A 20,639-nucleotide genomic window follows, 5' to 3' on the forward strand; every position below is an offset into this window, starting at 1 on the left:
TTTTCCGTTGGAATGTGCGCCCGGCGTACTAGGGTTGGTCAACTGAGGACTGTTTCCCGTCAGTTGACCTATTCGTCCGCTACACGGGCTGCTCCCGTCAAGGGCGTGCGGGCGCGTTCAGGGTGGTGAGGGCCTCCGCGTGCGCCCCTCCCGACTCGGCCACGATCTCCGCCACCGTCTGCGGCTCCCGTACGGCCGCGAACGCCACGCCTCCCGTGCCGTCCGGCCCGAAGCCGTAGACACCGGGCCGCGCGAGGGAGTTGTACGCGTAGTGGTGCGCGAAGTAGTACGCCCCCGTGTCCAGCGCCGCCGCGTGGTCGCCCTGCTCCAGCGGCGGGAGGCTACGGCCCTCGGCGAGCAGGTCGCCGGAGAAGCAGGCCGGTCCGGCCACGTCCTGCACCTCGGCCGGGCCGGACTTGGGGCGCCCCTCGGCGTCGTACGCCGCGATCCGCAGCGGCCACGCCCCCGGCGCGTACACGGTCCGGGTCGCCACCTGTACGCCCGCGTGCGTCACCGCGATCCGGCGCCCGCCGCTGCGCTTGGCGTACTCCACCCGCGCCACCACCGTGCCGTGCCGGGCCAGCAGCGACCGGCCGAACTCGGTGACCAGGCCGTACCGCCCGTCGAACAGCCCCGGCACCCGCCCGGCCAGCAGCCGCGCGTACTCCGCGTACGTCGGCGAGTCCGCCTCGGCGCCGAAGTCCACCGGCAGGCCGCCGCCGATGTCCAGGGTGTCGATCTGCCGCCGCCCGGCCGCCGCGTTGATCTCCTCGGCCAGCGCGTACGCCTCCGCCACGCCCCGCGCCATCAGCTCCAGCGGGACGCCCTGCGAGCCGGTGTGGGTGTGCAGCCGGGTCAGCCACGGCCGCTCCGCGTAGGCCCGTACGACCCATTCGCGCGCCCCCGGATCGCGCAGCGCCACGCCGAACTTGGAGGTCGGGGTGGCCGTCGAGGTCGCGCCGATGGAGCCGCCGCCGATCTGCGGGTTGACCCGGAGCCCGAGCGGGGAGCGGGGCGGGCCCGAGCGGACCAGCGCGTCCAGCCGGTCCAGCTCCTGCGGGTTGTCCGCGTTGACCGCGATCCCCGAGGCCAGCGCCTCGCGCAGCTCGGCCGGGGTCTTGGCGGGGGAGTCCAGCACCGTGTGCTCCGGGGCGAGACCCGCCGCGCGGGCGAGTGCCAGCTCGCCCGGACTCGCCACCTCGGCGCCGATGCCCGCCTCGCGCAGCAGGCGCAGCACCGGGACCAGCGGGCACGCTTTCACCGCGAAGGCGTGCAGCACCGGGGTGCCGGGTGCGGTGACCGCGTCGAACGCCGCGCGCAGTGCCGCCGCCGACTCCCGGATGCCGGTGACGTCCAGCAGGCCCACGACTGGGGCGTCCGGGTGCAGCAGGCCCTGTCCGACCACCGCGCGCACCGCCGCGTCCCGCCGGTCGGCGCGGGCGCGGGCCTCGCGGCCGGTCCGCTCGCGGTCGATGCGCTCGCTGTCGGTGCCGTGTGCCACGGGGTGTCCCTTCGTGCGGGTTCGGGGGCGGGGCCTCGGGGGACGGGGCCTCGGGGGGTGGGGTCCGGGGAGGCGGGGGGTCGGAGGCGGCGGGCCGGGGGTGTCCGGTCCGGTGCCGGGTCGCCCTCCTCGTGTTCTGTGCGGCCCCAGCCAAACACGGTGGCGCGTACACACGGCCGCGCCGATGTATTGACTAGGACTATTCATCCGGCAAGGATGTGAATAGAGGTGGCAACAGAGGAGGCAGACGATGTCGGGACCCCGCCCCGTACGAGCACCGCGCGGCACGGAACTCAGCACCCTGGGCTGGCAGCAGGAGGCCGCCCTGCGCATGCTCCAGAACAACCTCGACCCCGAGGTGGCCGAGCACCCCGACAAACTGGTCGTCTACGGCGGCACCGGCAAGGCGGCCCGTGACTGGCGCTCCTTCGACGCGATGGTCCGCACCCTGCGCACGCTGAAGCAGGACGAGACCATGCTGGTGCAGTCCGGCCGCCCGGTCGGTGTGATGCAGACCCACGAGTGGGCGCCCCGCGTGCTCATCGCCAACTCCAACCTGGTCGGCGACTGGGCCAACTGGGAGGAGTTCCGCCGCCTGGAGGCGCTCGGCCTCACCATGTACGGCCAGATGACGGCCGGTTCCTGGATCTACATCGGCACCCAGGGCATCCTCCAGGGCACCTACGAGACCTTCTCCGCCGTCGCCGCCAAGAAGTTCGGCGGCACCCTGGCCGGGACCATCACGCTGACCGCCGGACTCGGCGGCATGGGCGGCGCCCAGCCGCTCGCCGTCACCATGAACGACGGCGTCGCCCTCTGCATCGACTGCGACCCGCGCGCCATCGAGCGCCGCATCGAGCACCGGTACCTCGACGTCCGCGCCGACGACCTCGACCACGCGCTCCGGCTCGCCACCGAGGCCCGCGACCAGCGCCGGCCGCTGTCCATCGGCGTCCTCGGCAACGCGGCCGAACTCGTGCCGCAACTGCTGGCGATGAACGCCCCGATCGACATCGTCACCGACCAGACCTCGGCCCACGACCCGCTGGCCTACCTGCCCGTCGGCACCGACTTCGACGACATGGCCGACGCCGCCGCCAAGGACCCGGCCGGATTCACCGCCCGCGCCCGCGAGTCGATGGCCCGGCACGTCGAGGCGATGGTCGGCTTCATGGACGCGGGCGCCGAGGTCTTCGACTACGGCAACTCCATCCGCGGTGAGGCCAAGCTCCACGGCTACGAGCGGGCGTTCGCCTTCCCCGGCTTCGTGCCCGCCTACATCCGGCCGCTGTTCTGCGAGGGCAAGGGCCCGTTCCGCTGGGCCGCGCTGTCCGGCGACCCGGCCGACATCGCCAAGACCGACCGGGCGATCCTCGACCTCTTCCCGGAGAACGAGTCCCTCGCGCGCTGGATCAACATGGCGGGCGAGCGGGTCCACTTCCAGGGGCTGCCCGCGCGCATCTGCTGGCTCGGGTACGGCGAGCGGGACAAGGCCGGTGAGCGCTTCAACGACATGGTGGCCTCCGGGGAACTGGCCGCTCCGCTCGCCATCGGGCGCGACCATCTCGACTGCGGGTCCGTCGCGTCGCCCTACCGGGAGACCGAGGCGATGCTCGACGGGTCCGACGCGATCGCCGACTGGCCGTTGCTGAACGCGATGGTCAACGTGGCGTCCGGGGCCTCCTGGGTCTCGCTGCATCACGGGGGCGGGGTCGGGATGGGGCGGTCCATCCACGCGGGGCAGGTCACCGTGGCGGACGGGACGAAGCTGGGCGGCGAGAAGATCCGGCGTGTGCTGACCAACGACCCCGGTATGGGGGTCATCCGGCATGTGGACGCCGGGTACGACATCGCGGACTCCGTCGCTGACGAGCGGGGGGTCCGGGTGCCCATGCGGGAGGGTGACGAGGCGTGAGTTCGGCTACCGGTGCGGGGGACGGCGACGGCTCGGCGGGGGCGGGCGGCTCGGCGCCGACCGCGGCGTCCGTGGCGAACCGGCTCGGAAACGCCCCCTCCTTCGCGGAGATGTGGCGGGAACTGCTGCCGCTCGGGCGCGACTCCCGGTCCGGGGGGTATCGGCGGTTCGCCTGGGGCGGGGCCGACGCGGAGTGCCGGGAGTGGTTCCGGGAGCAGGTCGAAGGGCGCGGGCTCGCCTACGAGGTGGACCGGAACGGGAATCAGTGGGGGTGGCTGGGGGACCCGGAGGCCGGGGACGCCGTGGTCACCGGGTCGCATCTGGACTCCGTGCCGGACGGGGGCGCGTTCGACGGGCCGCTCGGGGTCGTGTCCGCGCTGGCCGCGCTGGACGAACTGCGAGACAGGGGGGCGCGGTTCGGCAGGCCGCTCGCGGTCGTCAACTTCGGGGACGAGGAGGGCGCCCGGTTCGGGCTGGCCTGCGTGGGCTCGCGGCTCACGGCCGGGCAGCTCGGCGTCGAGGACGCGCACCGGCTGACCGACGCGGACGGGGTGAGTCTGCCGCGCGCGATGGAGGCGGCGGGCTACGACCCGGACGCGATCGGCGCCGACCCCGAACGCCTCGCCCGCATCGGCGCGTTCGTGGAGCTGCACGTCGAGCAGGGCCGCGCGCTGGACCTGTCCGGGGACGCCGTCGGCATCGCCAGTGCCATCTGGCCGCACGGGCGCTGGCGGTTCGACTTCCGGGGCGAGGCCAATCACGCGGGCACCACCCGGCTCGCGGACCGGCACGACCCGATGCTGTCGTACGCCGAGACCGTGCTCGCCGCCCGCCGGGAGGCCGAACTCGCCGGTGCCGTCGCCACGTTCGGCAAGATCGCGGTCGAGCCGAACGGCGTCAACGCCGTCCCGTCCCTGGTGCGCGGCTGGCTGGACTCGCGCGCCGCCGACCAGGCCACCCTGGACACCGTGGTCACCGGCATCGAGCGGGCGGCGCGGGAGTACGCGGCGGCGCACGGGATCGACCTGGACGTGGTCCGCGAGTCGTTCACCCCGGTCGTGGAGTTCGACCACGCCCTCCGCGACGAACTCGGCCGCATCCTGGGCCGGGACACCGACCTCACGGTCCCCGTCCTCGGCACCGGCGCCGGACACGACGCCGGAATCCTGTCGGGCCGTGTCCCGACCGCCATGCTGTTCGTGCGCAACCCCACCGGGGTCTCCCACTCCCCGGCCGAGTCGGCGGGCGAGGACGACTGCCTGGCCGGGGTGCGCGCCCTCGCCGACGTACTGGAAGGACTGGCCTGCCGGTGACCACACGGACGTACTGGCTGGAGCACGCCTGGCTCGGCACCCGTACCGAGCCGGGCGTCGCCCTGGACGTCGCGGACGGCAGGATCACCGCCCTCCGCACCGGCGCCGACACCCCGCCGCCCGGCGCCGAGGTGCTGCGCGGACTGACCCTGCCGGGCCTGGCCAACGCGCACTCGCACGCCTTCCACCGGGCGCTGCGCGGGGTCGTACAGGTCGGCTCCGGCACCTTCTGGACCTGGCGGGAGGTGATGTACTCCGTCGCGGACCGGCTCACCCCGGACACCTACCACGCGCTCGCCCGCGCGGTGTACGCCGAGATGGCGCTCGCCGGGATCACCTGTGTCGGGGAGTTCCACTACCTGCACCACGCGCCGGGCGGCACCCGCTACGCCGACCCGAACGCGATGGGTGAGGCGCTGATCGAGGCCGCCGCCGAGGCGGGCATCCGCATCACCCTGCTGGACACCGCCTACCTGTCGGCGGGCTTCGGTGAGCCCCCGAACCACCATCAGCTCCGCTTCTCCGACGGCGACGCGGAACAGTGGGCCGCACGCTGTTCACTTCTCAAGGAACGGGACCACGCCCGGATCGGCGCGGCCGTGCACTCCGTACGGGCCGTACCCGCCGGGCAGTTGGGGACGGTGGCCGGGTGGGCGGCGGAGCGGCGCGCACCGCTGCACGTCCATCTCTCCGAGCAGACCGCCGAGAACGACGCCTGTCTCGCCGCGCACGGCCGGACCCCGGCCCGGCTGCTCGCGGACCACGGGGTGCTCGGACCGCGCACCACCGGTGTGCACAACACCCATCTGACGGATGCCGACATCGCCCTGATCGGCGGCTCCGGCACCGGCACCTGCATGTGCCCGACCACCGAACGCGACCTCGCCGACGGCATCGGCCCCGCCGTCGCCCTGGAACGCGCGGGCTCCCCGCTCTCCCTGGGCTCCGACAGCCACGCCGTGATCGACCTGCTCGAAGAGGCGCGCGCGATGGAGCTGGACGAGCGGCTGCGCAGCCGGACCCGAGGGCACTGGACCGCCGCCGCGCTGCTGCGGGCCGCGAGCGGGACCGGGCACGGCGCGCTCGGCTGGGACGGCGCGGGCATCCTGGAGACCGGCGCGCCCGCCGACTTCACGACGATCGCGCTGGACACCGTCAGGACGGCCGGACCGCCCGCCCGGCTCGGCGCCGAGACGGCCGTATTCGCGGCCGGAGCGGCGGACGTACGGCACACGGTCGTGGCTGGACGGACCGTGGTGCGCGACGGGGCGCACACCCTCGTGCCGGACGTTCCGGCGGCGCTGGCCGACGCGATCGGCGCCCTGCACGGCTGACCCCCGCCCCGACCGCCACCCGTGCGGACACGGCCCGTGCGGACACCGCCCACCGTGAGGACACCATGAGCAGCACCACCGTCATCACCAACATCGCCACGCTGGTCACCAACGACCCCTCCCTCGGCGACGGTTCCCCCCTCGGACTGGTCCGGGACGCGGCCGTCGTCGTGGACGGCGACCGCGTCGTGTGGACCGGTGGGTCAAGCAAAGCACCAGCCACCGACAACCGGTTCGACGCGGGCGGCCGGGCGGTGCTGCCGGGCTTCGTGGACTCGCACTCCCACCTGCTCTTCGCGGGCGACCGCACCGCCGAGTTCAACGCCCGGATGTCCGGCCGCCCCTACAGCGCGGGCGGCATCCGCACCACGGTCGCCGCCACCCGCGCCGCCTCCGACGCGGAGCTGGAGGCCAACCTCACCCGCTACCTCGCGGAGGCGCTGCGCCAGGGCACCACGACCTTCGAGACCAAGTCGGGCTACGGCCTCACCGTCGAGGACGAGGCCCGCGCGCTGCGCATCGCCGCCGCCCACACCGACGAGGTCACCTACCTCGGCGCGCACGTCGTCGCGCCCGAACTCGCCGACGACCCGGCCGCCTACGTGGACCTGGTGACCGGCGAGATGCTGGACGCCTGCGCCCCGCACGCCCGCTGGATCGACGTGTTCTGCGAGAAGGGCGCCTTCGACGGCGACCAGGCCCGCGCCGTCCTCACGGCGGGCCGCGCCAGGGGGCTGACCCCGCGCGTCCACGCCAACCAGCTCTCCTTCGGCCCCGGTGTGCGGCTCGCCGTGGAGCTGGACGCGGCCAGCGCCGACCACTGCACGCACCTCACCGACGCCGACGTGGACGCGCTGGCCCAGGGGAACACGGTGGCCACGCTGCTGCCCGGCGCCGAGTTCTCCACCCGCGCCGCCTGGCCCGACGCCCGGCGGCTGCTGGACGCGGGCGCGACGGTGGCGCTCTCCACCGACTGCAACCCCGGCTCGTCGTTCACGTCCTCGGTGCCGTTCTGCGTCGCGCTCGCCGTGCGGGACATGGGCATGACCCCCGACGAGGCGGTCTGGTCCGCGACGGCCGGGGGCGCCGCCGCCCTGCGCCGCACGGACGTGGGCCGGATCGCGCCGGGCGCGCGGGCGGACCTGGTCCTGCTGGACGCGCCGAGCCATGTGCACCTGGCCTACCGGCCCGGCGTACCCCTGGTCGAGGCCGTCTGGCGGGCGGGCGTGCGCGTGGTGTGACGATCCGGCGCGTTCCCGCGCGCATGACGTGGGACACACCGGGCACCCGGCACCCGGCACCCGGCCCGGAGTGCGCCCGAACACGGAAGAAGCGGCCCGGCGGTGGGCCGGGCCGCTTCACGCGGTCGTACGGGGTGTCACGGGTCGTACGGCCTCAGGGGCGGGACGCGCCGGTGCGCGCCGTCACGCGGGGTGTGGGACGACCCCCGCGGGGCGGACCCCCGCGTCGCTCACTCCTCGACGGTCAGGCCCTTGCGCAGTCGCACCAGGGTCCGCGACAGCAGCCGGGAGACGTGCATCTGGGAGATGCCCAGCTCCTCGCCGATCTCCGACTGGGTCAGCCCCGCGACGAAGCGCAGGGAGAGGATCTGCCGGTCGCGGGCGGGGAGTTCGGCGATGAGGGGCTTCAGGGACTCGATGTACTCGATGCCCTCCAGGCCGTGGTCCTCGTAGCCGATCCGGTCCGCGAGCGCGCCCTCGGAGTCGTCCTCCTCGGGCTGCGCGTCCAGCGAGGACGCGGTGTACGCGTTGGACGCGGCCATGCCCTCGACGACCTCGTCGTCGCTCAGCCCGAGGTGCTCGGCCAGTTCCTGCACGGTCGGCGCGCGGTCGAGCCGCTGGGCCAGTTCGTCACCGGCCTTGGCCAGCTCGAGGCGCAGCTCCTGGAGGCGGCGCGGTACGCGCACGGACCACGAGGTGTCCCGGAAGAACCGCTTGATCTCGCCGATGATGGTGGGCATGGCGAAGGTGGGGAACTCCACCCCGCGCGCCAGCTCGAAGCGGTCGATCGCCTTGATCAGGCCGATGGTGCCGACCTGGACGATGTCCTCCATCGGCTCGCTGCGGGAGCGGAACCGGGACGCGGCGAACTTCACCAGCGCGAGGTTCAGCTCGACCAGGGTGTTGCGGACGTACGCGTGCTCGTGCGTGCCCTCATCCAGCGCCTCCAGACGGGCGAAGAGGGTCTTGGACAGCGCGCGCGCGTCCACCGGGCCCACCTCGTCGAAGGGCGGGATCTCCGGCAGCCCCGCGAGGGGGTCGAGGGGATCGAGGGGGTCGAGCGGGTCTTTCGGATCGATGGTCTGATCCAGTTGTTCCGGGTGGGGTATCGACGCCGCCGTGGGGGTGTGCGAGCCGTCGAGCCGGGGTGACATGGGTGTCCTCCATCGTTGTCGGCATAAGGCTGCCGAAGCCAGGTACGTGCACAGCGGTGTGCGGCGCCTCCGAGCCGGCGTGTGTTTGGGTGTGTCCCACTAGCCCTACCTGCTTTGCCGAGCCGGTCGCAAGTCCCCTCTGTCCCCATATGTCCGATTGTGTGGGGTTGTTCGGCTGTCGGAGTGCGTGGGGAAGGCGTAATGTTCGAGTGCATCAGATGGCCACGACCTCGGGAGAGAGACGGCATGGACCACGGGACGGTCGGCAGCACACAGTCGGGCCGGCTTCTGGTGGAGGTGCGGGAAGAGGGTTCCAGCGCCGTAGTGACACCGGCGGGTGAGCTGGACCACCACACCGCCGATCTCCTGCGCGAACCGCTCGACGACCTTCTCGACAAGGGTTTCGCACGGCTGGTGGTGGACTGCTCCCGGCTGGAGTTCTGCGACTCCACCGGGTTGAACGTCCTGCTCGGCGCCCGCCTCAAGGCGGAGGCCGCCGGGGGTGCCGTGCATCTGGCGGGCATGCTTCCCGTCGTGGCCCGTGTGTTCGAGATCACGGGCGCCGAGGCGGTCTTCACCCTCCACGATTCGGTGGAGGCGGCCCTGTCCGGCGAATCCGGCTGACCCGCTCCGGCCACCCCCGGACGTGCCGCGTCCACGACGTTGCACGGGTCACGCCCAGAACGGGGGTGTTCCGGCGGATCGGTCGGGCAGGAGACAACCTGAGCCCCGTCGTCCGCCGCTCGCGGCGGCCCGGCGCGGGAACCGGAGAACGCCCCGGGAGCGACCTGGTCGTGAGGGCCTTCTGCGGGCGGCTGACAATCAGGTGCCGCGCGGGCGACGCGCGGACCGGCCGGCACCGTACGGTGCCGGACTTCTCAAATCGTGAACTGGTGAATCGGTGAGGTGAAGCGCTGATGAGCACCACCCGGCCCTACTCGCCGGGCGACCGCGGCCCGGAGCCGAGCGGTGCCTCCGGGGTGCCGGACGCCTCCGGCGCGTCCGAGCCCGGACGGTCCGGCCCCCGGCTGTCCGGCTCCGTGGTGTCCGCGGTCTCCGCGGCGGACGCGTCCCCCGGCGGGGATACGGGCTCCGAGGCGGACGCGCTCTCCGAGGGAGGCGTGGTCTCCGACACGGGTGTGGTCTCCGAGCCCGGCGCGGCCTCCGCGTCCGGTGTCGTCCCCGCGTCCGGTGTCGTCTCCGAGGGGAGTGCCGTCGCCGAGCGGGGCGGGACCCCCGACGGGGGCGGGGCGGACGGCGCCCAGGAGCACCCGGACGGACAGACCCGCAGGCTGCGGCTGGAGGGGGAGAGCGGGGTCGTACCCCTCGCCCGCGACTTCAGCCGACAGGCGCTGTACGCGTGGGGCTGGCTGCCCGCCGACTCCGCCGACCGGCGGGCCGCCGCCGAGGACGTCCTCCTCGTCGTCTCCGAGCTGGTCACCAACGCCTGCCTGCACGCCGAGGGACCCGAGGAACTCCTCCTCAGCTGCGACCGCAAGGTGATCCGCGTCGAGGTGTCGGACCAGGGCAGCGGCCAGCCCGCGCCCCGCACCCCGCACCGCGCCGGACGCCCCGGCGGCCACGGCATGTTCATCGTGCAGCGCCTCTGCCTCGACTGGGGCGTGCTGCGCATCCCCGGCCGCTCGGGCAAGACGGTCTGGGCGGAGCTGGGCGGCCCGGCGTAGCAGCCGCCCCTCGGGCCGTGCCGGACCCGTCAACCGGGCTCGGTACGCGGCTCCGTGGCGCTCCGTCAGGTCCCGTCGGCGTCCCTCACGGGTCGGCCCGATCTTCCGTTCCTGGTCGGCGGGGCGGCCCCCGGTCCGTGCCGGGGACCGGAAGGTAAGAGCCGGAGCACCGGTCGCACCCCGGCACCCCGCGCGGGCGGTCTACCATCAGGTCATGACCCGTGTACTGCTCGCCGAGGACGACGCGTCCATCTCGGAACCGCTGGCCCGCGCCCTGCGCCGGGAAGGTTACGAGGTCGAGGTGCGCGAAGACGGACCCACCGCGCTCGACGCCGGAATGCAGGGCGGTGTCGATCTGGTCGTGCTCGACCTCGGCCTGCCCGGCATGGACGGCCTGGAGGTCGCCCGTCGCCTGCGTGCCGACGGTCACACCGTGCCGATCCTCATCCTGACCGCGCGCGCCGACGAGGTGGACACCGTCGTCGGTCTGGACGCGGGCGCCGACGACTACGTCACCAAGCCGTTCCGGCTCGCCGAACTGCTCGCCCGGGTCCGGGCGCTGCTGCGGCGCGGGGCCTCCGAGCCCGCGCAGCCGCCCGCCACGCACGGGGTGCGGATCGATGTCGAGTCCCACCGGGCGTGGATGGGGGACGAGGAACTCCAGCTCACCGCCAAGGAGTTCGATCTGCTGCGGGTGCTGGTGCGCGACGCGGGGCGGGTCGTGACGCGGGACCAGCTCATGCGGGAGGTCTGGGACACCACCTGGTGGTCGTCCACCAAGACGCTGGACATGCACATCTCCTGGCTGCGCAAGAAGCTCGGCGACGACGCGGCGAACCCTCGCTACATCGCCACGGTACGGGGCGTGGGGTTCCGCTTCGAGAAGAGCTGAGCGGCGCCGCCGCGGCCGACCCCGGCACGCGTCCGCGCGGTTCCCCGCGCCCCCCTGAACGGGCTGCTCCCGCAGGCGAGTCCCCTCCGGTGTCCCGTCCGTGTGCACCGGCACACTGGTCGTAGCGTCAAACCCCCGGAGGGACCGTGCGTCGTCGTCTCATTCAGTCCACCCTGGCCGTCGTGCTGGTGGTGATCGCCGTGTTCGGGATCTCGCTGGTGATCGTGGAGACGCGGACGATCAGCAACAGCGCGCAGGAACGGGTGGAGTCCGAGGCGGTGCGGCTGGCGAGCATCGTGGACAGCAGGATCCTGGCCACGGAGAACGTCAACGCCGAGGTGCTGCGGAACCCGGTGAGCAAGGAGCAGTACGCGGAGATCCGCATCCCGGGCCGGGCGCCGATCGAGATCGGGACGCGGCCGGAGGGGGACGTGATCCACGCCACCCAGCGCGGCGGCGAGGGCGAGACGGTCACCGTGCAGGAGCCGCGCTCGGCGGTGACGCGGGAAGTGGGCCGCACCCTGCTGATCATCGGACTGGTCGCGCTGCTCGCCGTGGTCGCGGCCGTCCTGCTGGCCGTACGCCAGGCCAACCGGCTGGCCTCCCCGCTGACCGACCTCGCGGAGACCGCCGAACGGCTCGGCTCGGGCGATCCGCGCCCCCGGCACAAGCGGTACGCCGTCCCCGAGCTGGACCGGGTCGCGGACGTGCTGGACGCCTCCGCCGAGCGGATCGGGCGGATGCTGACCGCCGAGCGGCGGCTCGCCGCCGACGCCTCCCACCAGCTGCGCACCCCGCTCACCGCGCTGTCGATGCGGCTGGAGGAGATCACCCTCACGGACGACCTGGACACCGTGAAGGAGGAGGCGAACGTCGCGCTGTCCCAGGTGGAGCGGCTCACCGATGTCGTACAGCGGCTGCTGACGAACTCCCGCGACCCCCGTACCGGCTCCGCCGTCGCCTTCGACCTGGACGAGGTCATCCAGCAGCAGCTGGCCGAGTGGCGGCCCGCGTACCGCAATGTCGGCCGGGCCATCGTCAGCTCCGGCAAACGGCACCTCCAGGCGGTCGGCACGCCCGGCGCCGTCGCGCAGGTGCTGGCCGCGCTGATCGAGAACTCCCTGATGCACGGCGGCGGCACGGTCGCCCTGCGCACGCGGGTCACCGGCAACCAGTCCGTGGTCGAGGTCACCGACGAGGGGCCCGGCGTCCCCGCCGACCTGGGCGCCCGGATCTTCGAGCGGACCATCAGCGGACGCAACTCCACCGGCATCGGCCTGGCCGTCGCCCGCGACCTCGCGGAGGCCGACGGCGGACGGCTCGAACTGCTCCAGTCCCAGCCGCCGGTCTTCGGGCTCTTCCTCTCCCGCACCGCGCGCCACCACGAGGAGGAGCAGGAGGAGCCGATGGTCCGCTGAGCGGCCCCGGCCCCCGTGAGCCCCGTGTGCTCCGCGGGGCTCAGTACACCCGCTCGCCCGGCTCCGACTCCTCCGGCTCCGGACCCCGGCCGCCCGCGCCCACCGCGGTCTTCTGCGCGGGCATCCTCCGGAACACCCAGGTGCGGTACGACCAGAAGCGGAACAGGGTGGCCACGCCGATGCCGACGAACTTGAAGACGTTGCTCTGCAACGGGGTGTCCCAGCCGAAGCCGTAGGTGGCCAGGTAGAGCACGCCGTTCTCGATGACCAGGCCGATCGCGCTGAACCCCAGGAACAGGGCCAGCTCGCGGGTGCGGCCGGTCTTCTCGCGGTCGCGGTACGTCCAGTAGCGGAAGCCGACGTAGTTGAAGACGATCGAGACGATCGTGGCGATGATGCTGGCCCGCACCACCGGCAGGTCCGAGACATGCCGGACGAGGTTGAACACGCCGAGGTTGACGAGCACGCCCGCCCCGCCGACGGCGCCGAACTTGGCGACCTCGCGTACGAGCCTGCGCAGCCCCGAGGAACCACGGTCCATGTGCGGTGCAGCTCCTGTTTCCGTAGGTTCGGCGGCCGTTTTCCGCATGGCCCGGCCGACCCGGCCATGCTAACCAGGTGATCCCCCCGACCGCCCGCGCACGAGGCCATGCCCCGCGGAACGGGTTGTAAAGAGCATGGAAAGCGCCCGGTAAGAGCCACCCGTGTCCGACACCTTCCGGGAGGCCGATCGGGGTCCGGTCCGGGCGGCCGATACGCTGGGGGGGTGACGTTCCCGGTAGTCGGCATGATCGGCGGTGGCCAGCTCGCGCGCATGACGCACGAGGCGGGCATCCCGCTGGGCATCAGGTTCAAGCTCCTCAGTGACACCCCCCAGGACTCCGCGGCCCAGGTCGTCCACGACGTCGTCGTGGGCGACTACCGCGATCTGGAGACGCTGCGCGCCTTCGCGCGCGGCTGCGACGTGATCACCTTCGACCACGAGCACGTGCCCACCGAGCACCTGCGGGCCCTGGAGGCGGACGGCATCCCCGTCCGGCCGGGGCCCGACGCGCTCGTGCACGCCCAGGACAAGGGCGTGATGCGCGCGAAGCTCACCGAGATCGGCGTGCCCTGCCCACGCCACCGCATCGTCGCGGACCCGGCCGACGTGGCCGCGTTCGCCGCCGAGGGCGACGGCTTCCCCGTCGTGCTGAAGACGGTGCGCGGCGGCTACGACGGCAAGGGCGTGTGGGTCGTGGACTCCGAGGCGGAGGCCGCAGCGCCGTTCCGCGCCGGGGTGCCGGTGCTCGCGGAGGAGAAGGTGGACTTCGTCCGGGAGCTGGCCGCCAACGTCGTGCGCTCCCCGCACGGCCAGGCCGTCGCCTATCCGGTGGTGGAGTCCCGGCAGGTCGCCGGGGTCTGCGACACCGTGATCGCGCCCGCGCCCGGGCTGGACGAGGACCTCGCACTGCACGCCGAGGAGATGGCGCTGACCATCGCCAAGGCGCTCGGCGTCGTCGGCCACCTCGCGGTGGAGCTGTTCCAGACCCGCGACGGCCGCGTCCTCGTCAACGAGCTGGCGATGCGCCCGCACAACTCCGGCCACTGGACCCAGGACGGCGCGATCACCTCGCAGTTCGCCAATCACGTCCGCGCCGTCCTCGACCTCCCGCTCGGCGACCCGCGCCCCCGCGCCCCCTGGACGGTCATGGTCAACGTCCTCGGCGGCGACTACCCGGACATGTACTCCGCGTACCTGCACTGCATGGCCCGCGACCCCAAGCTGAAGATCCACATGTACGGCAAGGACGTGAAGCCCGGCCGCAAGGTCGGACACGTCAACACCTACGGCGACGACCTGGACGACGTGCTGGAGCGCGCCCGTCACGCAGCCGGTTATCTGAGAGGCACGATCACCGAATGAGCCCCGTCGTAGGCATCGTCATGGGGTCGGACTCCGACTGGCCCGTCATGGAGGCCGCCGCCAAGGCGCTCGCGGAGTTCGAGATCCCCTACGAGGTGGACGTCGTCTCCGCGCACCGCATGCCCCGCGAGATGATCGCGTACGGCGAGCACGCGGCCGAGCGGGGCCTGAAGGCGATCGTCGCCGGTGCGGGCGGTGCCGCCCATCTGCCCGGCATGCTCGCCTCCGTCACCCCGCTGCCCGTCATCGGCGTGCCGGTGCCGCTGAAGCACCTCGACGGCCTGGACTCGCTGCTGTCCATCGTGCAGATGCCCGCCGGGGTGCCCGTCGCCACCGTCTCCGTCGGCGGCGCCCGCAACGCCGGGCTGCTCGCCGCGCGCATCCTCGCCGTCCACGACGAGGAACTCTCCCAGCGGATGCGGGACTTCCAGCAGGAGCTGAACGACCAGGCGACCGAGAAGGGCAAGCGGCTGCGGCAGAAGGCCGAGGGTGCCGTCGGCGGCTTCGGCTTCGGGAAGTGACGCACTCATGACGCAGACGACCTCCCCCTCCCTGGACGCGGCCCGCGAACTGCTCCGCGAGTGGCCCGTCGTGGACGGCCACAACGACCTCCCCTGGGCGCTGCGCGAGCGGGTCCGCTACGACCTCGACAAGCTCGATGTCGCCCACCGCCAGGACGCCGACCTGCACACCGATCTGCCCCGGCTCGCCGAGGGCGGGGTCGGCGCGCAGTTCTGGTCGGTGTACGTCCCCTCCGACATCCCGGAGCCGGTCGCGGCGACCCTGGAGCAGATCGACTGCGTACGGCAGATGCTCGCCCGTTACCCCGAGCGGCTCGCGCCCGCGCTGACCGCCGCCGACATGGAGGCCGCCCGCGCCGAGGGCCGCGTCGCCTCCCTGATGGGCGCCGAGGGCGGGCACTCCATCGCCAACTCCCTCGCCACCCTGCGCGCCCTGCACACGCTCGGGGTGCGCTACATGACGCTCACCCACAACGAGAACGTGGACTGGGCGGACTCCGCGACGGACGCGCCGCGGGTGGGCGGGCTGTCCGCGTTCGGCCGGGAGGTCGTCCGCGAGATGAACCGGGTCGGCATGCTGGTCGATCTCTCCCACGTCGCCGCCTCCACCATGCGGGACGCGCTGGACACCACCACCGCGCCGGTGATCTTCTCCCACTCCTCCGCCCGCGCGGTCTGCGACCACCCGCGCAACATCCCGGACGACGTGCTGGAGCGGCTGCCCGCCAACGGGGGTGTCGCTATGGTCACCTTCGTGCCGAAGTTCGTCCTCCAGGCCGCCGTGGACTGGACGGCCGCCGCCGACGAGAACCTGCGCGCGCACGGGCTGCACCACCTCGACACCACCGACGAGGCGATGAGGGTCCACCGGGCCTTCGAGGAGCGCAGCCCGCGCCCCGTCGCCACCGTTTCCACGGTCGCCGACCACCTCGACCACATGCGGGAGGTCGCCGGGATCGACCATCTCGGCATCGGCGGCGACTACGACGGCACCGCTTTCACCCCGGCCGGCCTCGACGACGTCTCCGGCTATCCCCGTCTGGTGGCCGAACTCCTCGATCGCGGGTGGTCCTCCGCCGACCTCGCCAAGCTGACGTGGCGGAACGCGGTGCGGGTTCTGGACGCGGCGGAGTCGGTCTCCCGCGCGGAGAGTGCTCGGCGGGGGGCGTCCAACGCGACGATCGAGGTCCTGGACGCGTAGCGCTCCGCGGGTTTGGGGGGCGGGGTGCGTGCCTCGCCCTCTTCGTCGCCGGGTGCGGGTGCGTTGTGGTTTGTCGCGCAGTTCCCCGCGCCCCTTGAAGGTGCGTTGTCGGGTGCGGGTCCGTCGTGGTTTGTCGCGCAGTTCCCCGCGCCCCTTTGAGGGCTGCTGCGCAGCCCTTCCTGGGGCTGTTGGTCCCTCGGACGGCGTACTCGTCAGGTGGGTCGCGTGGTGGGCGTGTGACGGTGGGGGGACGGCGGCCACTGCGGGGTGGTGTGGCCTTGATGACGCGCGGAGGCTTTATGTCGCACCTCCAGGACGGTGTGCCCGTGGCGGCCGGTCTTGACGAGTTGCCGGATGATCCGTTTCCCGGCGGGGAGGCGGACGACACGTTGCGGCTGGCGCGGGCGGTGTTGGAGCGGTACCCGGTGGCGGACGGGCGGTGCGGGCTGCCGGGGGTGTTGGCGCGGTCGGGTCGGTGCGACCTGGAGCTGGGCGGGAGTGCCGTGGACACCGATGTGCCCCGGTTGCGGGCGGGCCGGGTCGGGGCGCAGTTCTGGGCGCTGGACCTGCCCGAGGGGACCGGCGGGGACCGGGCGCTGGCCGCCACCCTGGAACTGCTCGACCTCGCCCGGGCCGTCATCGCCGCGCACCCGGAGGGCCTGCGCCCGGCACGGTCGGCGGGGGAGGTCATCGACGCCCGGAACTGCGGCCGGACCGCTGTCGTACTCGGTCCCGCCGGGGCCCGCGCCCTCGCGGACTCCCTCCCCGCACTGCGCGCCCTGCACACGCTCGGCCTGCGCGTCCTCACCCTGTCCGGCACCGCCTGGGCGGGCGGGAAGACCGGGCTGACCCGCTTCGGTGAGGAGGTCGTCCGGGAGATGAACCGTCTCGGTGTCCTCGCGGACGTCTCCGGTGCCCCCGAGTCCACCGCGCACCGGGTGCTCGCGCTGTCCCGCACCCCCGTGCTGTGCACCCGCTCGGCCGCGAGCGCCCTGCGCCCGCACCCGGACAACGTCTCCGACGATCTGCTCGGCGCCCTCGGCGCCGCCGGTGGCCTGTGCATGGTGCCGTTCGCCGCCGAGCAGTGCGGGACGGCCGTGGAGGACGTGGCCGACCATCTCGGGCACGTACGGGACGTGGCCGGACCGGAGAGCGTCGGCCTCTCCGGTGCGTACGACACCGGAGCCGCGCACCCCGCCGAGCTGGACAACCCCTCCCGCCACCCCCACCTCGTCGCGGAACTGCTCCGGCGCGGCTGGAGCGACACCGAGCTGTCCCTGCTGACCTGGGGGAACGTCCAACGCGCCCTGCGCAGCGCGGACTTCACCGCCCGTGCCGCCCAGGACCGGGGCGAACCCTCACGGGCCCGGCTGGCCGACCTGGACGGCGGCTGAGGGAGCGCCGGGCGCGCGGGCCGGGGAGGCCGCCCTACCCCTCCTCGATCCTGCACAGGCAGAACGGATGCCCCGCCGGGTCGGCGTACACCTGGAAGTCCTTCGTCTCGCGGTCCGTGAGGTCCAGCGGGCGGGCCCCCAGCGCGAGCACCTGCTCGTGGGCCCGGTCGATGTCCGCCCAGGTGGGCCCGCCGTCGAAGTCCAGGTGGAACTGCTGGGCGCCCTCGGGTCCGGGCCACTTCGGGGGTTCGTACGCCTCGGAGCGCTGGAAGCAGAGCCGGGGCCCGTCCGGGACGTGGAGGACGACCCAGTCGTCGTCCTGCGCGTCCGGGGTGCCGCCCGCGAGGGCCGCGTAGAAGGCGGCCAGCGCGGCCGGGTCGGGGCAGTCGAGGACGACGCTGCGGAGGCGGGCGACGGACGTCATCGGGGTCTCCTCAAGGACGGATGGCACAGGGTGTGGGGGTGTCGTCAGCAGGTGCACAGGCAGAACGGATGCCCCGCCGGGTCGGCGTACACTCGCCAGCCCCGCTCCGGCGGGCCGGTCTCCAGCAGGCGGGCGCCCAGTTCCAGCACACCCTTCTCCGCCGCGTCGAGCTGGGCGGCGGGGACATTCAGGTCGAGGTGCATCTGCTGGCCCCCCTCGGCGGCGGGCCAGCGGGGCGGGACGAACCCCGTGGCCCGCTGGAAGGCCAGCTTCCGGCCGTCCGGGAGCGCCAGTTCCACCCACTCCCCGTCGTCCTCCTCGCTCACCGTGCCGCCCAGCACCCCGGCGTAGAACGCGGCCAGCGCTCGCGGATCGGGACAGTCCAGGGCGACGACGTCCAGCGTGGCGAGGGCCATGACTTCCTCCTGGGGCGCGGGGAGCACGGAGTTACCGTAGAACGTGCTCATCAGGTAACGCGTTACCTGATGGTTCTGCCCCTGCGGTAACGGACACAACCCGATTCGCGGAGGTAACTTGCAGCCATGACTGAGCGAGCGCCCGCACCGGGAGGGCTGGTCCTGGTCGAGGCCCTGGTGAACACCCTCGACCTGGAGACCGGCGCCGACGCGCTGGACACCGGGCGTGGCCGGGCGGCGCTGGGCATCGGCGCCGCCGGGGTGGAGGACGCCCGTGAGCTGCGCGAAGCGCTGCGCGTGGTCCTGCTCGCGCACGCCGGGTACCCGCCGCACGCCGAGGTGACCCCGCTCGGCGAACTCCTCGCCGCCGCGCCGCTGCTCGTCACCGTGGACCCCGGCGACGGCTCGGCCGCCCTCACCGCCGCCGACACCGGTGCGCTGCGCTCCCGTGTCGCGGTGGCGGTGGCGGAGGCGCTGGTCGCGGGCACCTGGACCCGGCTGAAGGCGTGCGAGTCCGTCACCTGCCACTGGGCGTACTACGACCGCAGCCCGGCCGGGCGGGGCCGCTGGTGCTCGATGGGGGTGTGCGGGGCGCGCGCCAAGATGCGGCGCTACCGGGCCAAGCGGGTCTGATCCCCCGCGCTCCGGTCCCGTCCCGCCCGGTTGTCCGGTCCTGCCCGGCCCCCTCCGCCGCCGCTTGCGGCACAATGCCGGGGTGCCGGTCCGGCCGACTGAGCCTCGGCCGGACCGGCACGTCCGGCCGCCGCCTCCCGCGCGGACGGGGCCCCGGCCGGTGCCGGGGTGCTGGTGGCCCTACGCGCGCGGGCGTCCCATCGCGCGGTACGTCCAGCCCGCGCGGCGCCAGACCTCGGGGTCCAGGGCGTTGCGGCCGTCGAGGATCAGGCGGGCGGCCGTGACCTCGCCGAGGGAGGCCGGGTCCAGCTCGCGGAACTCGCGCCACTCGGTGAGGTGCAGGACGACATCGGCGCCGCGTACCGCGTCCAGCGCGGAGTCGGCGTAGCCCAGGGTCGGGAAGACCCTGCGGGCGTTGGCCATGCCCTTCGGGTCGTAGACCGTGACCTGGCCGCCCTGGAGGTGTATCTGACCGGCCACGTTGAGGGCGGGGGAGTCGCGGACGTCGTCGGAGTCGGGCTTGAAGGCGGCGCCGAGCACCGCGACCCGGCGGCCGAGGAACGAGCCGCCGCCGAGCGCCTCGCGGGCCATCTCGACCATCTGGCCCCGGCGCCGCATGTTGATGGAGTCGATCTCGCGCAGGAAGGTCAGCGCCTGGTCCGCGCCCAGCTCGCCCGCGCGGGCCATGAAGGCGCGGATGTCCTTGGGCAGGCAGCCGCCGCCGAAGCCGATCCCGGCGCGCAGGAACTTGGCGCCGATCCGGTCGTCGTGGCCGATGGCCTCCGCGAGCTTGGCCACGTCGCCGCCGCCCGCCTCGCAGACCTCGGCCATCGCGTTGATGAAGGAGATCTTGGTGGCCAGGAAGGAGTTCGCGGCCGTCTTGACCAGCTCGGCGGTCGGGAAGTCGGTCACCACGAACGGTGTGCCCTCCGCGAGCGGGGTGGCGTACACCTCGCGGAGCAGCTTCTCGGCGCGTTCACCGCGTACGCCGACGACGATCCGGTCCGGGTGCAGGGTGTCCTGGACGGCGAAGCCCTCGCGGAGGAACTCCGGGTTCCAGGCCAGCTCGGCGTCCGTCCCGGCCGGGGCGTGCTCGGCCAGGTAACCGGCGAGCCGCTCCGCGGTGCCGACCGGCACCGTGGACTTGCCGACGACCAGGGCGGGACCGCGCAGGTGCGGGGCGAGCGAGGCGAAGGCGGAGTCCACGTACGACATGTCGGCCGCGTACTCCCCGTGCCGCTGCGGGGTGTTCACGCAGACGAAGTGCACATCGCCGAAGGCGCCGACCTCGGCCCAGTCGGAGGTGAAGCGCAGCCGCCCGCTGGAGCCCTCGATGCCCTTGACGTGCCGACGCAGCAGCTCGTCGAGACCCGGTTCGTACATCGGGGTCTCACCCCGCTCCAGCAGGGCGATCTTCTCCGGGACCACGTCGAGACCGAGGACCTCGAAGCCCAGCTCGGCCAGGGCCGCGGCGTGCGTGGCGCCGAGGTAGCCGGTGCCGATCACGGTGATCTTCAGGCTCATGGACGTGCTCCAGCTCGGGTGCGTCCGGCACCGGCGTGCGGTGCGTGGACGGAGACGGACGGGGGACGGGCGGGCCGCCGGGGCGAGCATAGCCGCGGCCCTCGGCGGGAAAATTTCCCCCTGTCGCCAAGCTCACGTAGGCGTCTCGCGGAGCGGCCCCTAAAATT

The 20,639-nt window shown here is 73.4% G+C and carries 19 protein-coding genes; 13 read left to right on the top strand and 6 right to left on the bottom strand.

Annotated features, from left to right (window positions below):
• Positions 1-97: 97 nt before the first annotated feature.
• Positions 98-1,474: a type III PLP-dependent enzyme domain-containing protein gene (locus KUM39_RS17240; protein ID WP_217786604.1), complete on the bottom strand. Its 1,377-nt coding sequence runs from the start codon at positions 1,472-1,474 to the stop codon at positions 98-100.
• A 277-nt stretch (positions 1,475-1,751) separates the two neighbouring features.
• On the opposite strand from KUM39_RS17240, the gene hutU reads away from it, so the two are divergent.
• From hutU to hutI, 4 genes are all read left to right on the top strand, one after another.
• Positions 1,752-3,416 (top strand): urocanate hydratase, encoded by a 1,665-nt coding sequence (gene hutU / locus KUM39_RS17245; RefSeq protein WP_217786557.1) that lies wholly within the window; start codon positions 1,752-1,754, stop codon positions 3,414-3,416.
• A 110-nt stretch (positions 3,417-3,526) separates the two neighbouring features.
• Positions 3,527-4,729 carry an allantoate amidohydrolase gene (locus KUM39_RS17250; protein WP_217786605.1) on the top strand — a complete coding sequence of 401 codons (1,203 nt, stop codon included), beginning with the start codon at positions 3,527-3,529 and terminating at the stop codon, positions 4,727-4,729.
• Positions 4,726-6,063, top strand: a complete 1,338-nt coding sequence (locus KUM39_RS17255; RefSeq protein WP_217786558.1) for a formimidoylglutamate deiminase — start codon at positions 4,726-4,728, stop codon at positions 6,061-6,063. The genes KUM39_RS17250 and KUM39_RS17255 overlap by 4 nt, the downstream gene beginning before the upstream one ends.
• 65 nt (positions 6,064-6,128) lie before the next feature.
• Positions 6,129-7,304: an imidazolonepropionase gene (hutI, locus tag KUM39_RS17260; protein ID WP_217786559.1), complete on the top strand. Its 1,176-nt coding sequence runs from the start codon at positions 6,129-6,131 to the stop codon at positions 7,302-7,304.
• Between the two features lie 230 nt (positions 7,305-7,534).
• Here the strand turns inward: hutI and KUM39_RS17265 are convergent, their stop codons facing one another.
• Complete coding sequence (locus tag KUM39_RS17265; protein WP_217786560.1) at positions 7,535-8,458, bottom strand: RNA polymerase sigma factor SigF; 924 nt, start codon at positions 8,456-8,458, stop codon at positions 7,535-7,537.
• A 246-nt stretch (positions 8,459-8,704) separates the two neighbouring features.
• On the opposite strand from KUM39_RS17265, the gene KUM39_RS17270 reads away from it, so the two are divergent.
• The 4 genes from KUM39_RS17270 to KUM39_RS17285 all read left to right on the top strand — a co-directional run bounded on the left by KUM39_RS17270 (position 8,705) and on the right by KUM39_RS17285 (position 12,453).
• On the top strand, positions 8,705-9,082 hold the full coding sequence (locus tag KUM39_RS17270) for an STAS domain-containing protein (RefSeq protein ID WP_217786561.1): 378 nt from the start codon (positions 8,705-8,707) through the stop codon (positions 9,080-9,082).
• 293 nt (positions 9,083-9,375) lie between these two features.
• A complete protein-coding gene (locus KUM39_RS28225) occupies positions 9,376-10,143 on the top strand; it encodes an ATP-binding protein (RefSeq protein ID WP_217786562.1) in 768 nt (255 codons plus the stop codon).
• A 214-nt stretch (positions 10,144-10,357) separates the two neighbouring features.
• On the top strand, positions 10,358-11,035 hold the full coding sequence (locus KUM39_RS17280) for a response regulator transcription factor (RefSeq protein ID WP_217786563.1): 678 nt from the start codon (positions 10,358-10,360) through the stop codon (positions 11,033-11,035).
• Positions 11,036-11,181: 146 nt separating this feature from the next.
• Entirely contained in the window at positions 11,182-12,453 is a 1,272-nt protein-coding gene (locus KUM39_RS17285) for a sensor histidine kinase (protein WP_217786564.1), read from the top strand.
• A gap of 40 nt (positions 12,454-12,493) precedes the next feature.
• Here the strand turns inward: KUM39_RS17285 and KUM39_RS17290 are convergent, their stop codons facing one another.
• Positions 12,494-12,994, bottom strand: coding sequence for a GtrA family protein (locus KUM39_RS17290; RefSeq protein ID WP_217786565.1), 501 nt, complete (start codon positions 12,992-12,994; stop codon positions 12,494-12,496).
• 225 nt (positions 12,995-13,219) lie between these two features.
• Here KUM39_RS17290 and KUM39_RS17295 point away from each other — a divergent pair, with 225 nt between their 5' ends.
• The 4 genes from KUM39_RS17295 to KUM39_RS17310 all read left to right on the top strand — a co-directional run bounded on the left by KUM39_RS17295 (position 13,220) and on the right by KUM39_RS17310 (position 17,475).
• Positions 13,220-14,359 (top strand): 5-(carboxyamino)imidazole ribonucleotide synthase, encoded by a 1,140-nt coding sequence (locus tag KUM39_RS17295; protein ID WP_217786566.1) that lies wholly within the window; start codon positions 13,220-13,222, stop codon positions 14,357-14,359.
• Positions 14,356-14,880: a 5-(carboxyamino)imidazole ribonucleotide mutase gene (purE, locus tag KUM39_RS17300; protein WP_217786567.1), complete on the top strand. Its 525-nt coding sequence runs from the start codon at positions 14,356-14,358 to the stop codon at positions 14,878-14,880. The genes KUM39_RS17295 and purE overlap by 4 nt, the downstream gene beginning before the upstream one ends.
• A 7-nt stretch (positions 14,881-14,887) precedes the next feature.
• Positions 14,888-16,081, top strand: a complete 1,194-nt coding sequence (locus KUM39_RS17305) for a dipeptidase (RefSeq protein WP_217786568.1) — start codon at positions 14,888-14,890, stop codon at positions 16,079-16,081.
• A gap of 299 nt (positions 16,082-16,380) precedes the next feature.
• On the top strand, positions 16,381-17,475 hold the full coding sequence (locus KUM39_RS17310; RefSeq protein ID WP_217786569.1) for a membrane dipeptidase: 1,095 nt from the start codon (positions 16,381-16,383) through the stop codon (positions 17,473-17,475).
• Between the two features lie 34 nt (positions 17,476-17,509).
• Here KUM39_RS17310 and KUM39_RS17315 read toward each other — a convergent pair whose 3' ends face one another.
• Both KUM39_RS17315 and KUM39_RS17320 read right to left on the bottom strand, forming a co-directional pair.
• Entirely contained in the window at positions 17,510-17,899 is a 390-nt protein-coding gene (locus tag KUM39_RS17315) for a VOC family protein (protein ID WP_217786570.1), read from the bottom strand.
• A gap of 44 nt (positions 17,900-17,943) precedes the next feature.
• The gene (locus tag KUM39_RS17320; RefSeq protein WP_217786606.1) at positions 17,944-18,315 is read right to left on the bottom strand and encodes a VOC family protein; all 372 of its coding nucleotides are present in this window, start codon (positions 18,313-18,315) and stop codon (positions 17,944-17,946) included.
• 126 nt (positions 18,316-18,441) lie between these two features.
• Here KUM39_RS17320 and KUM39_RS17325 point away from each other — a divergent pair, with 126 nt between their 5' ends.
• The gene (locus KUM39_RS17325; protein ID WP_217786571.1) at positions 18,442-18,948 is read left to right on the top strand and encodes a CGNR zinc finger domain-containing protein; all 507 of its coding nucleotides are present in this window, start codon (positions 18,442-18,444) and stop codon (positions 18,946-18,948) included.
• A 180-nt stretch (positions 18,949-19,128) separates the two neighbouring features.
• On the opposite strand, the gene KUM39_RS17330 is transcribed toward KUM39_RS17325, so the two are convergent.
• Positions 19,129-20,472 (bottom strand): UDP-glucose dehydrogenase family protein, encoded by a 1,344-nt coding sequence (locus KUM39_RS17330; protein ID WP_217786572.1) that lies wholly within the window; start codon positions 20,470-20,472, stop codon positions 19,129-19,131.
• Between the last annotated feature and the right edge of the window lie 167 nt (positions 20,473-20,639).

The sequence above is a fragment of the Streptomyces corallincola genome, assembly GCF_019104725.1.
GTDB lineage: Bacteria > Actinomycetota > Actinomycetes > Streptomycetales > Streptomycetaceae > Streptomyces > Streptomyces corallincola.